This window comes from Sphingomonas sp. AP28, from assembly GCF_056680455.1.
The window spans coordinates 32,866-47,725 of record NZ_JBWXQI010000004.1 but is presented as its reverse complement, the minus strand read 5'-3'; the positions used below and the strand labels follow the sequence as shown (position 1 = coordinate 47,725).

The 14,860-nt window shown below is 56.4% G+C and carries 8 protein-coding genes and 6 pseudogenes; 10 read left to right on the top strand and 4 right to left on the bottom strand.

Translation table 11 applies throughout. The annotated features are described in order from the left end of the window. Nucleotides 1-56: 56 nt before the first annotated feature. The gene (locus AC1MH0_RS22425) at nt 57-716 is read right to left on the bottom strand and encodes an N-acetylmuramoyl-L-alanine amidase family protein (RefSeq protein WP_480966286.1); all 660 of its coding nucleotides are present in this window, start codon (nt 714-716) and stop codon (nt 57-59) included. A 564-nt stretch (nt 717-1,280) separates the two neighbouring features. After that, nucleotides 1,281-2,034, bottom strand: a pseudogene (locus tag AC1MH0_RS22420) (IS5 family transposase). A gap of 2,278 nt (nt 2,035-4,312) precedes the next feature. On the opposite strand from AC1MH0_RS22420, the pseudogene AC1MH0_RS22415 reads away from it, so the two are divergent. Together AC1MH0_RS22415 and AC1MH0_RS22410 are read left to right on the top strand one after the other, a co-directional pair. Next, nucleotides 4,313-5,319: pseudogene (locus tag AC1MH0_RS22415) on the top strand (IS481 family transposase). 649 nt (nt 5,320-5,968) lie between these two features. Further along, complete coding sequence (locus AC1MH0_RS22410) at nt 5,969-7,264, top strand: glycosyl hydrolase (RefSeq protein ID WP_480966285.1); 1,296 nt, start codon at nt 5,969-5,971, stop codon at nt 7,262-7,264. A gap of 108 nt (nt 7,265-7,372) precedes the next feature. Here AC1MH0_RS22410 and AC1MH0_RS22405 read toward each other — a convergent pair whose 3' ends face one another. After that, on the bottom strand, nt 7,373-7,552 hold the full coding sequence (locus tag AC1MH0_RS22405; RefSeq protein WP_480966284.1) for a hypothetical protein: 180 nt from the start codon (nt 7,550-7,552) through the stop codon (nt 7,373-7,375). 85 nt (nt 7,553-7,637) lie between these two features. On the opposite strand from AC1MH0_RS22405, the pseudogene AC1MH0_RS22400 reads away from it, so the two are divergent. The 7 genes and pseudogenes from AC1MH0_RS22400 to AC1MH0_RS22370 all read left to right on the top strand — a co-directional run. Further along, a pseudogene (locus AC1MH0_RS22400) lies at nt 7,638-8,185 on the top strand (transposase); the annotation flags it as partial. Nucleotides 8,186-8,286: 101 nt separating this feature from the next. Further along, complete coding sequence (gene tnpA / locus AC1MH0_RS22395) at nt 8,287-8,634, top strand: IS66-like element accessory protein TnpA (RefSeq protein ID WP_480966283.1); 348 nt, start codon at nt 8,287-8,289, stop codon at nt 8,632-8,634. Beyond that, nucleotides 8,631-8,978, top strand: coding sequence for an IS66 family insertion sequence element accessory protein TnpB (tnpB, locus tag AC1MH0_RS22390; protein ID WP_056489367.1), 348 nt, complete (start codon nt 8,631-8,633; stop codon nt 8,976-8,978). Before tnpA ends, tnpB begins: the two co-directional genes overlap by 4 nt. Before the next feature lie 76 nt (nt 8,979-9,054). Beyond that, a pseudogene (gene tnpC, locus AC1MH0_RS22385) lies at nt 9,055-10,392 on the top strand (IS66 family transposase); the annotation flags it as partial. Nucleotides 10,393-10,488: 96 nt separating this feature from the next. Further along, nucleotides 10,489-11,434, top strand: a protein-coding gene (locus AC1MH0_RS22380; RefSeq protein WP_480966282.1) for an IS630 family transposase whose coding sequence is annotated in 2 segments (ribosomal slippage) — nt 10,489-10,826 and nt 10,825-11,434 — 948 coding nt in all. Because the reading frame shifts where the segments join, the coding sequence is not laid out codon by codon here. Nucleotides 11,435-11,451: 17 nt separating this feature from the next. Further along, nucleotides 11,452-11,757: pseudogene (locus tag AC1MH0_RS22375) on the top strand (transposase domain-containing protein); the annotation flags it as partial. Then, nucleotides 11,741-12,394 (top strand): annotated as a pseudogene (locus tag AC1MH0_RS22370) (IS3 family transposase); the annotation flags it as partial. The pseudogenes AC1MH0_RS22375 and AC1MH0_RS22370, both read left to right, overlap by 17 nt. A 164-nt stretch (nt 12,395-12,558) precedes the next feature. Here AC1MH0_RS22370 and AC1MH0_RS22365 read toward each other — a convergent pair. Then, nucleotides 12,559-13,791: a glycosyl hydrolase gene (locus tag AC1MH0_RS22365; protein ID WP_480966281.1), complete on the bottom strand. Its 1,233-nt coding sequence runs from the start codon at nt 13,789-13,791 to the stop codon at nt 12,559-12,561. A 170-nt stretch (nt 13,792-13,961) separates the two neighbouring features. Here AC1MH0_RS22365 and AC1MH0_RS22360 point away from each other — a divergent pair, with 170 nt between their 5' ends. After that, entirely contained in the window at nt 13,962-14,834 is an 873-nt protein-coding gene (locus AC1MH0_RS22360; RefSeq protein WP_480966280.1) for a beta-1,6-N-acetylglucosaminyltransferase, read from the top strand. Nucleotides 14,835-14,860 lie beyond the last annotated feature (26 nt).

Here is a 14,860-nt window from a genome sequence, read left to right as displayed (position 1 = left end):
TAAATCGGGTAAATTATTTATTTAGGTGTTTTTAAGATCCGTTCACAGTCGCTCAACTACCGTCGGTTTGGAACAATGCAGGAACCGATCGCGTCCGCTATTAGAGCCTGCTGGTTTGTATCGAAGAGTATATTCGCATCCAGACGGTTGGTGACATAGCCCGTCTCTATCAAAATAGACGGGACGCCTGGTGCCTTGAGCAACGCAAAGTTTGCCGTCTTTATGGCTCTTGGGTTGCTGTCCCCCCGGCCAAGGGCTGTTCGAATTTTTACGGCTAGTTCAACCGCAAAGTTAATCGATCCCCGCTGCCTTAAATTGGCTAGGATAAATGCAGTGTCGTCGTCGTGGTCTACGGACCGGTTCACGCGCATCAAACGGCTAACGACAATGGCTTCGCCCGCATCGTTCAAAACATACACTGAGGGACCACGTGCGGAGCTTGGACCGCTATCGGCATGGATAGAGATAACGAGGTCTGGTGAGCACGACTTAATAATCTGCCGCCGTTGGACAAGGGTGAGGTGACGATCCGTAGCCCTTGTCATGATAACCGTAATTCCTTTTCGTAGGCCTAACTGCTTCGATAAGGCGGTTGCAATTTCAAGGGTCACCTGCTTTTCGTACTTCTGCGGTATGATTGCAGGCGCGCCGACGTCGCCGCCCCCATGGCCCGCGTCTAATATCACGACGAAACCAGTTTTTGGGCGTGGGGTCACGCACTGGCCTACTGATATCGCTAGAGCAGTTAAAACGATCATTCGCTGAGGGATACCCGGCAAGGAGGTCCAATTCCATAAAGATTCCGCAGACGATGAGTCGTATCTCAATCGCCAAACTTCAGTGTTGAACCGGAACCTCTACCAACAACGTAATGCCTCGATGAAGCGTATGGCTTGCATTAACATGTCTTAACGATGCACTGGCAACGATCCTCAGTAGCCGTACAGTCGGAGCGGATACTCCAAAAACGGATCATTGATATGTTTACCGAGCCTGCCGGTTCATGCGTGCCGAACCTCCTCGGCGTAGCCAAATGCTACGCCAGCTCGGACGCCGTCTTCATGTTTTTATTTCTACCCGCCTGAAACGAATCGGGTTAACGGACGTATTTTACGAGCTGGGCAAGGGATAGCGTCCGGCTGGCCCGTCTCGCGTTCATATCGCGCTTGAGGCGGGCCTTTAGTTCTTGCGTACGGGATCGATAGCGACGGCTAGTGGTTTGGGGTTTAACCCACGCAGACATCGGCTCGCCTACCCCTGCATTTGGCTAGGGCTCAGACTCAATCACAGCCAGAGGACGACAGCCGTGCAAGGGACACGGCTGAGAGGAAGTTGGCGGCTAGCTTGTCGTAACGGATAGCGACGCGGCGTGAGTTTTTCAGGCGACAGAAGGCATTCTCAACGAGGTGGCGGCCGCAGTATCGCTGTTTGTTATAGCGAATGGCTCGCTTCCGGTTGCTGCGTCCAGGAATAACCGGGATCGCGCCTGCCTCACGGAGTGACGGCGCAGGCCATCAGCATCGTAGCCTTTGTTTCCGAGCAGGTATCGCCCACGACCGGCGTGTTCGAGGAGGGGGGGCGCGGCCTTGACGTCGCTGATATTGCCCGGCGTCAGCATCAGCGCGTAGGGACGGCCGACGACGTCGGTGAGCGCTTGGATCTTGGTGGTCCAGCCGCCCCGGTACCGCCCGATCGTTTGCGCCGAGCGCCCCCTTTTGCGCCGAATGCAGCGCGTTGAATCTTGATGTACGTACTGTCGATCGCCGTGCTTCTTGTCACTACGCCCGCGTCGACCAGTGCGGCAAGCAATCGCACCCAAAACCCCCGCTGCAACTAGCGGTTGAAGCGATTATAAATCGTTGTCGACGGGCCGTGATCCGCCGGACAGTTGCACCACCGGCAGCCGACCTTGAACACGTGGATAATGCCCGAAATCACTCGCCGATCATCGACCCGCCGGTCACCAGGCTGATTCCTCGGCAAATGCGGCTCGATCGCCTTCCATACCTCGTCCGATAACCAGACCAACACGATCTACCGCCTCCATCGTCACACGCTCTGTGAATCAGGAAGCCCCCTTCAGATTAATAGCCTGATTGAGTTTGAGCCCTAGAGATGCGTTACCCTGATCCCAACAATGAGTCGTCAGACTGGTCACCAAGATGGTGCTTTCATAACTGACGGTCCGCGGCTCGCCGTAACGCCCCAAACCGGGGCGAGCAGGGGTGACTTGACAAGGCGAGCGTCTATGTTTTCCTCCCGTTTTATTTATATCGTTATGCTGGCATAATGCACTCGATCCCAGCCGGCCTTCCCCGGCCACCTCACTGGAGCAAGCCTTTATATTTCGCGAGGATTTCAGTAATGAGTCCTACAACTGCCTTGCATTACCGGCTGATCTGGCTGTTGAGACCGTGGAACTCCAACCGATTAGGCCATCGCAGAGCGCCACAGCCTGTTGACGGTTTGCTAGCCATCGTACGGGGGCTGCACGCAGCAGAAGCGTTGCCCAGTGCAAAAGGGGTGCTCTTCGGCCATCAGATCTGAACGATTGCGACGTACTTAAAAAAATATTCACGTTTTGTGCTGCAAACGAGCCAGGGAACGTTTGCCGATCTGTCCAGCTTGGGACCACGCAGATTTATCTTAAAATATTTGTCTTTTAACGAAGGCTATGATGCCAAAAGCTATCAACTATCTTATTCGTGGCTACCAGATCTTGATAATTTATTTAAGCGTGCGCTCTCAACGAAAGTTGCTAAGTTATTGGTCATCCATCGTTCGAGTAGTGGCTGGGACAGTAGGAATGCCATCTGGCCAAATGACCCGCTATTGAATTTCTGAAATCTTTCAATATGGTAAGTCAGTTGTTGAATAGAAGCCTGGCAAGCAATTAGGGTTTCCGGAGATAATATACAATCATCGAGATTCACAGCATCGGTAATTGAAAAATCAGTATCAAAGTGCGTGCCAGTACCATGGCAAGCAGGTGAATTCCGATCATATACGGAATGATCATCAATATATCGCGCTCTTGAAACGGTTTTATTAGTAGATTGCGGTATACTTTTATGTTGTACAGTTTGATTTTCATCTATAAGATCTCTAACCGATCTAAAAAGTTTGCATAGCGAATCACCAAAATTTTGCACGATTAAGGCACTCAGTTAGAGCATTTAAAAATTATCTGATTAAACAGATTTCTTAGCCTTGAAATTTGTTAATAAATTAACTTAAGTCTAAACTGTAAAACCGTCTTTTCTAACTAGTCTTAGATGATTAATTCTAGTCTCTCCCCGTTTCTGCAAGCGTAACCAAAAGGTTTCAGGGAGGCAGCTTGTATCTCTGATATAATTAGCTAGTTCTTCAGCAATCAAAGCAGTTGCAAGATGACGGCGACGACGTGCGGGATCCTGACATTTTTCTGCGTAAGCCCGCTCATTTAATGCTTTGCACCTTAGCACTTGCGCATAGTTTATCAATTTTTATCCTTTATCAGTAAAATAATATTTTATAATCATAACTAATGCGGTGCAGTATTTATATTTAAACACTACCTTAGTTTACTTTGGGCCCCACATTACGTAGCCCTGGTTATCGAAGAAAACAATACGCTAGCGATCTAGCTAGATTTTCGATTGGAAGCTTATTGCCGCTTCCTGTTTCATTTGGTTTTCCAATACGAAACGTAAAATTTGCGCAAATATATTTTCTATGTACCATATAAAATAAGTAAAGATAATCATAATCGGGACGATTGCATATACGCAATAGCTCTTAAGTTTCTTAAGTAAAATATCCCGGCCTTGCTTACATTGTCAAAGACGATCCGTATTTAGGCTTATCAGTAGGCAAGAAAGCTTATTATTTAATCCTCCAAGAATACGCAAATGATGGTACTTCGTATCAAAATCGATATCAGTCGACACGTTTTGTCTACGTTACGACACAGGGGATGACGAACTGCCCACGATAAAAATGGTTAATGTGAAATAAGGCCTTTTTGGCCTGTCGACAAGGCAATTTGCAGCCGCGGCTAACCAATGCAGATTGGCTATATATTGTTATAACTATCGGTAGATGACCTTACATCGAATGGTGCTGCACGTTTGCGCACAGACAATCGAAGATCCGCTTTGCCTTAGAGCCGGACTCATGACTCGAGTTTAGCAATACGGCGCGTCATTCGCCTGATGGACGATACAAGCATCCACACTTTGGATGACGCGATGGAGGCCTCCCAGACCTTGGCTAGGTGTTTGATCCCACGGTTTGATGGTGCGATGCTTTCGTTGGACTGGAAGGAAGCCTTATGGGACAAGTTTGTCACGGGAGCGCCACGACCACGCACGCCGTCAGAGCAGCAATACAGCGATCGCAAGCTTCGCTCTCGACGCTGAGCCGGGAGCTTGGGATCAACCCGAAGACGGTGGCGAAGTGGCGTAAGCGAGCGACGGTCGAGGATTTGAAGACCGGTCCGAAGGCCCCTCGCTCCACAAACTTGACCGAAGCCGAGGAGGCAGCGGTCGTCGCATTCCGGCGCCACACACTCCTGCCGCTCGACGATTGCCTCTACGCGTTGCAGCCCTCGATCCCGCATCTCACACGCTCAGCGCTGCACCGCTGCCTGCAGCGGCACGGCATATCCCGTCTGCCGGATATCAAGGGCGACAAGCCAAAGCGACAGCGCTTCAAGCGCTACCCGGTCGGCTTCTTTCACATAGATATCGCTGAGGTTCAGACTGCCGAAGGCAAGGCTCTCCTGAGCTCGTTGAAGGGCTCTACCTCTTCGTCGGCATCGACCGCACGAGTAAGTTCGCGGTCACCCAGCTCGTCGAAAAGGCTGACAGGCGAACGGCGTGGGAGTTCGTTGAACACTTGCTGAAAGCGGTGCCGTACCGGATCCACACAAACCTGACCGACAATCCTGTCCTGAGCGAAGTCGAAGGGGGAATCCAGTTTGCCGAGCAGCCGCGCAACCGTAACACCGCCTGGTCGCGTCAGATGCGCTTCGACATGATCTGCGAAGCGAACGACATCGAGCACCGGCTCACCAAGCCGAACCACCCTTGGACCGACGGTCAGGTCGAGCGGATGAACCGCACCATCAAGGAGGCGACCGTCAAGCGCTTCCACTACGAGAGCCATGACCAGCTACGGACGCACCTCGCCGACTTCATGGCTGCCTGTAACTTTGCCCGCCGGCTCAAGACGCTCAGCGGACTCACATCCTACGAATACATCGCCAAAATCTGGACGTCAGAGCCAGATAGGTTCATCGTCAATCCGATCCACCAGATGCCGGGACTAAACACCTAGGCCATTATGCAACAAAGCCCTGCCTCCCCTCCAAAGGTACCGAGCGGAGTAGATGGGCGTGATGCCCAAAATTGCCACGTCTAACCTCGACTTTCCGCGTTCTGGGACCGTTGGGTTGCGTGCCTCTATGGCTTCGCTCACCTCACTTGCGCTATGATTTAGCTACGGCAAATCACGATGAGACCTAGTGGTTAAGGTATCGTTCAAGAAATCTGTCTCAGTGGAATTTCGAAATTATTTAAATAACTAGCAAATCATTTGGTACGACTATCTTAACGAATCCATGCGATGTAATGCTTGATCCATTTCGAAATTCGAAGCGATGCCGATGCGCGTTCGGTTTTCATATCAGGGTGTTGGAAGGGCGTTCGTGATAAGGACTGTAATTTCAGCCGCGGCACTACTTGCGGGCGGCGTGGCGCTTGCTAGTACTCTCTCAACGCATGCAGCGTCGAGCGAAGCAGTCACAGTTGTGGACGTACCGCGAACTTCGATCCTTCCTGCATCGTCTTTCACAACGACGCAGTGGGTGAATTGCGGTGGTGAAGGGCAGTCCTGTACGGTGCCTGGGTCGACGCTGGTCCGCTACGGCGCAGGCGATACAGTTGTAATTAAGGAAATATCCGGCTCGTTTGTGTGTGGCAACACGATGTTTGGCGATCCGGCCTACGGCGTCGTGAAGTCCTGCTCTTATTCGCCAGCACCGGCGGCGAGTGAGTGGATTCTCTGCGCGAGCGAAAGCCAGACATGCATCACACCTGGTGTAACGATGGTGCGTTACGGCGCCAATGGAAGGTTCGCGTTCAAGGATGCAATCAGCCGCACGGCGTGCAGCAACGAAGTTTTTGGCGATCCAGTTTATGGTGTTGCCAAGGCGTGCGCCTACCGCGCGATTGCCAGTACCCCGTCTGCCGCCTCGGTGTCCTATGGCCTCTATGTCGGCAATCCGAACGCCAGCGATGCTACGGCGATGGCGCTGTTTCAGTCGCGCTGGGACGCGAGTGTACGTCAGTTACGGCAGGCGCCGCAGTTCTTCGGTACATTCACCGACTTTGGCAAGGATTGGAGCGAATGGGCGAGCAATGCCGCATGGACGGCACGGTCGTTCAAGCAGTCCGGGCGCGGCGTAGGATTGAAACCAGTTATCGGTATAAAGCTATCAACCAATGCCTATTGGAACCGGCAAAACGACGCTTTCAGAGAGGTCATCGACGGCAAGCATGACCAGGTCTATCGCGACGTGGTCGCTGCATGGCGAGACGCAGGGTACAGCGAAGTCCGATTCCGCATTTCCTACGAGTTTAACGGCACGTTCATGCCCGATCATTTTGGTAATGACGCTGTGACGCTGGACCTGTGGCGCAAGGCGTTCGCGCATGTCGCTGACGTCATGCACGCGGTGCCGAACGTGAAGGTATTGATCGTATGGAATCCTGCCAACATCAACTATTCTGCCAACTCTGTGGCGGCTGCTTATCCAGGCGACCGCTATGTCGACGTAATTGCGTCCGATATATACAGTTCCCTATATCCGCTTGGCTTTTATGATTGGTCGGGCGGCCCTGATGCCAAAACGCTGATGGAATGGGCTAGAAACCCCGCCAACAGAGCCCATTTTTGGGACCATCCCGGCGGGACGCAATGGACCGTTGATGGGAGTGGTTGGGGCATGACACAGGCACTCGATTTTGCGGCCGGTCACAACAAGCCCTTCGCTTTAAGCGAAACAGGGGTTGGCGGCGACAATATCCAAACCGGTCCTGCCGACGATCCAGAATTTCCTGCCTATCTGCGGACGCGACTGAACGCGTTCGCAGCGCGGGGCGGGGCGGTCGATCATGTCATCATCTGGGATTACGATGCGACTGACGGGGCATGGCGTTTCACGAACGTCCCTGGCAAAGCTGCGACGGCCGCAGCCTGGACTGCGTTCGTTAATCCGTAGGCGTACATAACCGAGGAACTCTGATCGAATGAAATTGTCTCTTTCGCTTCGCCAATCTGCGGTGAAGTCAGTGAAGCGGGGTATACCCTAAGCTCGACTTTCCGCATTTCAGGCGGCGTAGCAGGCAAGGTCGATCAGGCGGTCGACGATGGCGTCGGGTGATTTTTGCGGGTCGGGGTCGTGTCGGGACATAGCGAAAGTCTGGTCGGTCCATAATTGTCGTCGGACCGCGGCGAGCGCATCGCTGAAAGTGATGGTTTCCTTGAAGTACCAGCGTGCCGAACGCACAGAGGTGGCTCGGCAAATCTGCACAGGCCGCTAAGTGGAGTTTTTGCCTGAAGGCGGCCAGCATGGCTGCCGAACAGGAGATGAGATGACGAAGCGAACACGCCGAAACCACAGCCCGGCCTTCAAGGCGAAGGTGGCATTGGCTGCCGTGAAAGGGGAGAAGACGCTGGCTGAGTTAGCGCAGCAGTTCGACGTTCATCCCAACCAGATCACGACGTGGCGGGACCAGCTACTGGAAGGGGCGGCGGCAGGGGTTTTTGGGTCGGAGAGCCATAGCGAGCCCTCCGAGCCTGCGATCGACGTGAAGACGTTGCACGCCAAGATTGGCGAGTTGACGCTGGTGAACGATTTTTTGTCCGGGGCGCTCGGCAAGGCGGGACTGTTGCCGAGCGCAAAACGATGATCGACCGTTCGCATGCGTTGCCGGTGACACGGCAAGCGCGGGAGTTGGGGATCAGCCGCGGCAGCGTCTATCTACCCAGGCCGACCTCGGCTGCCGACCTGGCGATCATGCGGCGGATCGACGCGCTGCACATTGATTTCCCGTTCGCGGGCAGCCGGATGTTGCGCGACCTGCTTACCGCCGAAGGCATCAAAGTCGGCCGCCTACACGTCTCCACGCTGATGAAAAAGAGTCTGCCTCCGGTGAGGGGCATCTGGCGGGTGACGGTCTGAGCTGAGATGTTAGCCACAGTGCAAGCACTGTGGTTTGCACCGTGGCTAGAGACGTGGCGATGACCCAGATCACTGTACTGTCCGGCGTTGAGCGGCGTCGCCACTGGAGCGACGAGCGGAAGCTTGCTCTGGTGGAGGCAGCTATTGTGCCTGGCGCGTCGGTTGCCGCTATCGCGCGCGCTGCCGATATCTCGCCCTCGTCGATCTACCGTTGGCGACGCAAACTGTGCAGCAAGCGTGCGCAGCCGACCGGTTTTGCGGCCGTGGCCGTTCATGCGGATCCGCCCGAGATCGACCACGGTGCGTCCGACATGCTGGTCATCGAGCTCCGCGGTGTGACCATCCGTGCGGCTGGCGGCGTGTCTGCGAGCTTGCTGGTGGCGGCGTTGCGCGAGCTCAAAGGATGATCCCTGTTCCAGGCGGGGCCCGGGTCTGGATAGCCACCGGCAAGACGGACATGCGCAAGGGGATGTCGTCGCTGGCGATGCAGATCCAGCAGGGGTTCGGACGCAACCCGCATGCCGGCGACCTGTATGTTTTCAGAGGTCGCCGCGGCGATCTGCTGAAGATTCTGTGGCACGATGGCCTCGGAATGTCGCTCTACGCAAAGCGGCTGGAGCGCGGTCGGTTCACCTGGCCAGCGACATCTGACGGCGTCATCTCGATCTCAGCAGGGCAACTCGGCTTCCTGCTGGAAGGCATCGACTGGCGGAATCCACAATACACGTTCAGGCCCGAACTGGCGGGCTAAAACGCCCAGTTTTCCTGGTGTTTTGGCACCAGACGCCTCGACAAATCGGCGGTTTTCTGCTGTAAAATGAGCTTCGATGGATACCGGCGCCGAGGCCCTTCCCGATGATATCGAAGCGCTCAAAGCGCTGCTGATTGCCGAGCGCCACACCGTCCTCATTGCCCGCGTAGCTCTACTCGAGGCCGAGGCACTTGCCGCCATCGCCCAGGCTCAGGTCGCCGATGCACACGCCATTATCGAAGATCTCAAGCTGCGCATCGCCAAAGCCCGCCAGGACAAATGGGGGCAGTCGTCCGAGCGGCACAGGCAGTTGCTCGACCAGCTCGAGATGCAACTCGAGGACGTTGTCACTACCGCAACCGAGGATGAGCTCGCCGCTGAGATAGCGGTCGCCAAAGCTAGTGCAGCCGGCGTTCCCGTGGTGCCGTTCACTCGCAAGAAGCCGACCCGCGCTCCGCTATCTGCCGATCTCCCCCGCCACCGTGTCGTCGTACCCGCCCCAGAGAGCTGCCCATGCTGCCACGGTGCGGAGCCGAGGAAGATTGGCGAGACCATCACGGAAAGCCGTGAGGTCGTTCCCCGCCAGTGGATCGTCGTGCAGACGGTCCGCGAGAAGTTCATCTGCAAGGCCTGTGAAACCATCACGCAGCCGCCAGCGCCCTTCCACCCCATTCCGCGTGCATCGGCTGGCCCCAACCTGCTGGCGATGGTCCTGTTCAATAAGTTCGGCCTGCATCAGCCGCTCAACCGTCAGAGCGAGACCTATGCCGCCGAAGGCATGAGTATCAGCGTGTCGACGCTTGCCGACTATGTCGGCCACGGCACCGTCCTGCTGCGCGGCCTGGTCGATCTCATCGAGGCGCACATCCTCGCCGGCGAGCGCATCCACCATGACGATACGACCGTGCCGGTCATGGCGGCCGGCAAGACCATAACGGGCAGGATCTGGGCATCCGTCCGTGACGACCGCCCCTTTGGCGGGACCGACCCGCCCGCCGTCTGCTATTACTACACCCGCGACCGCACAGGCGTTCATCCGCAGCGACAGCTCGCTCGGTATGCCGGCATCCTGCAGGCTGACGCCTATAGCGGCTATGACGCGCTCTACGCCGCGGGACGCAAACCAAGACCCATCCTGGAGGCAGCGTGCTGGGCACACGCCCGTCGCCCGTTCTTCAAGGAAGCTCGCCTGAGCTGGACGCCGCTTGCGGTCGACATCGTCACCCGCATGGATGCGATCTTCGCGGCCGAGCGCGTGATCTAGGGTCGGAACACAAGCGAACGGCTCGCCACGCGACAGGTCCACGTCGCCCCGCTCGTCGCCGACCTCGAGCAGTTCCTGCGTCGGCAATATGGCCGTCTGTCGCGCAAGGGTGATCTGGCCAAGGCCATCAACTACATGCTGTCACGCTGGGCTAGAGCGGTTTCTCACCGGGCTGAATCATAGGGGGATTCCCGTCGCTGCGGTTTTCTGATTCAGAATTCCTGCCGGTGCAGGAGGCTGGCATGGATGGCGCGAGCATTATCAGTAGATCTTCGGGATAGAGTTGTAGCGGCGATTGCGGGTGGTCTGTCGCGTCGACAGGCGGCGGTACGGTTCGGTGTCAGCGCCGCGAGCGCTGTCCGGTGGCAGCAGCTTGCAAACCAGCACGGAACGCCGGCGCCACAGCAGCAGGGTGGCGATCGACGTTCGATGAGGATCGAGGCGCATGCCGGGTTGATCCTGAAGGCTTACAAGGCGACGCCCGACATCACCCTGGCCGAGTTGCAGGTGCTCCTCGCTGATCACGGCACCGAGGTCGCGCTCGGCACGATATGGCGGTTCTTCGCGCGGCGCGGGATCACGCGCAAAAAAGACAGCGCACGCCACGGAGCAGGACCGCCCCGACATCCTGAAGCGGCGCGAGGAATGGTTCGACGGTCAGCTTGATCTCGATCCCGAGCAGCTCATCTTCATCGATGAGACTTGGGCATCGACGAACATGGCGCGTCGCTATGGCAGAGCCCCACGCGGCGAACGACTGCGGGCCGGCGTGCCGCACGGGCACTGGAAAACCACCACCTTTGTCGCAGGGCTGAGCCGCACCGGCATGATCGCACCCTGGGTGCTCGACGGACCGATGAACGGTGATGCCTTCACCACCTACGTGACCCGCGTGCTGGTGCCCGAACTCTCGCCCGGTAACGTCGTCATCATGGACAACCTGTCGAGCCATAAGGCGCCGGCCGTGCGTGTCGCCATCGAAGCCGCAGGTGCCAGACTCCTGTTCCTTCCGCCCTACAGCCCGGACTTCAACCCTATCGAGATGGCCTTCTCCAAGCGGAAGGCGCATCTGCGAAAAGCGGCCGAACGGACCATTCACGGCCTCTGGGATGCCATCGGCCGTATCGTCGACCTCTACTCGCCCCAGGAATGTTCGAACTATTTCGCAGCCGCTGGTTACGATGCAGACTGATCAGAAACCGCTCTAGCTTTGCCCGCTTCGTGTCTGACGGCAGGATCTGCATGACCAACAATGCCGCGGAACGCCGGGTGAGAACCGTCGCGGTCGGGCGCCGGAACTGGACCTTCTGCGGCTCCGACCGCGGCGGTGACCGTGCGGCCGCCATGTACACGCTGATCCAGACCTGCCGCCTCAACGATGTCGACCCACATGCTTGGCTGCGCGAGGTCATCGTGCAGATCTCCGACCACCCGCAGAACCGACTTCACGAGCTATTGCCGTGGGAATGGAAAGCTCGACAACAGCGCCCCGAAGCCATCGCGCAAGCTGCGTAGCATCAGTCGCGCCAAACTAGAGGGCGCTCACCGAATGCATACGAAAAAGATGGCGATCGAGGCGATCTACCGGCGGCCGAACACATCGAAACCAGCGCCGGGGCACAAGATCTATCCCTATCTGCTGCGCAAGCTGGCGGTGACGCGACCCAACCAGGTGTGGGCGACCGACATCACCTACATCCCGATGGCGCGCGGTTTCGTCTATCTGATCGCGATCGTCAATTGGTTCAGCCGGCGAGTACTCAGCTGGCGGCTGTCGATCACGCTGGAGACCGATTTCTGCATCGAAGCTTTGGAGGAAGCGCTGGCGCGCTTCGGGGCACCGGAGATCTTCAACACCGATCAGGGCAGCCAATTCACCAGCATGGCGTTCACTGCCGTCCTGCTCCGCGAGAAAATCGCGATCAGCATGGACGGTCGCGGCGCCTGGCGGGACAACGTGTTCGTCGAGCGCCTGTGGCGCTCCGTGAAATACGAGGAGGTCTACCTGCGGGCCTATGGCTCGGTCAGTGAGGCCCGCGCCTCGATCAGCCGCTATATGGCCTTCTACAATGGACGACGCCCGCACTAGTCGCTTGACCGCAGGACGCCTGATCACGTTTACTTCAACAGGCCGCTTCTCGCAGCGGCATGAAAGCGGCGGACGCCCACTTAGCAATCGCGCCGAGCTGTTCAGACAAACCGAGCCACCTCTCACCCCGGTTCAACCACCCCTGCAAAGGGAAGCCTTGGTTAACCGCGCATGCCAGCGTCAGCGAATTGTCTATACCGCCCGGGATAAATTTGTCGCGTGAACATTCAGTTTGCGAAAGCTGTCCAAGCTGCTGCGGTCGCCGCCTTGGATGACACGCCGGTGAAACGCCAATTTCCGTCATTAGCGTCGTAATCCCAGATGATGACGTGATCTATGGTGCCGCCCTTCGCCGTGAACTCCGTCAGACGCGTCTTGAGATAGGCGGGAAATTGTGGATCGTCAGCAGGTCCGGTCTTGACGTCGTCGCCTCCAACTCCGGTTTCGCTGATGGCGAACGGTTTATGATGGCTGGCTGCAAATTCCAGGACCTGCACTATGCCCCAACCGCTACCATCGACAGTCCATTCCGTGCCGCCGGGGTGATCCCAGTAGTGCATCCTGTTGAGGGGGCTCTTTATCCATTCCTGCAGCGTGGCCGCATCGGGGCCACCTGACCAAGTGTGCAGGCTTAGCGGGTATAGTGTGCTATACACGTCAGACGCGATGACATCGACATACCGATCGCCAGGGTAAGCTGCAGCCACCGAATTGCCTGACCAATTGATGTTGACCGGGTTCCAGACCGTCAGCACTTTCACGTTCGGCACGGCGTGCATGACATCGGCGACATGAGCAAATGCCTTGCGCCACAGATCAAGTGTGACAGCATCGTTTCCAAAATTATCCGGCATGAAGTTGCCATTGAATTCGTAGGAGATGCGGAATCGAAGCTCGGTATACCCTGCATCGCGCCATGCGATGACCACGTCTCGGTAGACCTGATCATGCTTACCATCGATGATTTCGCGGAAAGCATCAGCCTGACGATTCCAGTAGGCATTGGTTGAAAGTTTAATACCAATTACCGGTTTCAATCCCGCACCACGCCCAGACTGGCTAAACGACCATGCGGTCCATCCGGCATTGCTCGACCAGCTTTTCCAGTCTTGACCAAAGTCGGTGAAGGTCCCAAAAAACTGCGGATTGCGCCGCAACTGTCGCACCGATGCATCCCAGTCGACCTGGAATTTTCTCATTGCAGCCGTGTCGTTGCCGTTTGGGTTACCGACATACAAACCTAACGGGATCAAGGCAGTGCTGGTTGCAGAAATGCTGATCGCAGCACCGGCAGCAACCGTTGCGCTTGGTGTAGATACCGGGGCGGGCGTCGGAGTTGCTGCCGGAAGCGTGGCCACCGCTGTAGGCACAACGGTGACGTCGGAAATCTTTCCGTTGCCTTCACCACCGCAGGCACCCAAAAGCAGCAGCAAAAACACGGCACCGACTTTCCAAAACATGACGGCAGGCCCCTTTATCATATCAGGGGGCACTAGACCACCTAGGTTAAGTCGCTGTTAAAGCCAGTAGATCGGAAGAGAGGCTTTTTGCCGCCTTCCTCGCGTGCGGATCGCATGCCGAACTGGTAAACATGCCACAGAAGACACTCCTCATTTACCAAGGATATGCAATGGCAACTAACCGTTTGGCCTATTTCGTGATGGTTCATCACAAACCCTATCAGTTTGAGTGGCTGATGCGGGCAATCTACACGCCAGACGATCTGTTCCTGGTGCATGTTGATCTGAAATCACGGTTAGGAATCAAAAAGGATCGACGCGGGCTGATGCAGGAAGTTCGCCGTATCTGCGCGGACAGGCCCAATATCGTGCTGATGCGATCGCATGCCACGAACTGGGGCGGGTGGTCACTATCACGCGTTTTGCTCGATGCTGTCCAGCGAGCGCTAAGGCATCCGATATCTTGGAGTCATTTCGTCAACCTGAGCGGACAATGTTACCCGCTAAAATCAATTGACGACGTGAAAGCAGATATCGTTGCCAGCGGCGACCGCCTTCACGTTGAACTCAAGCCGATCATGACGTTGCCACCCGACGACTGGCATCACCGCTGGTCTCCTATGCTCGAGACGCCGCTACGTGCCTTTTGCCTGCCCGGACGCCGTCGACCGCCATCAGGTTTCGCGATCGATCACAAAGGATCACAATGGATCATCGTGCCACGCGCTTTTTGCGAGTGGGCCGCAACGGCCCCGCTGACGCGTCGCATATCGAACTATATGCGACGTCTATTACTCAGTGACGAACTGATCATGCAGACACTAGCATTGAACGGACCTTGGCGCGATCGGATTGCCCCGTTCTATGGTCGCGCGATCTACTGGCCCGGCCCCAAGCTGCTGACGATCGATGACCTGTCACGCCTGCTGCAAAGTGGTGCATGGTTTGCGCGAAAATTTGACGCACAGGTCGATGCGGACGTGCTGCATGCGCTCGCACAAAATGGGAAGTTCGAGCCTGGGCCAGACTTGGGACCCCTCTAGCTGTCCCATTATGAGCCATTTTTCGA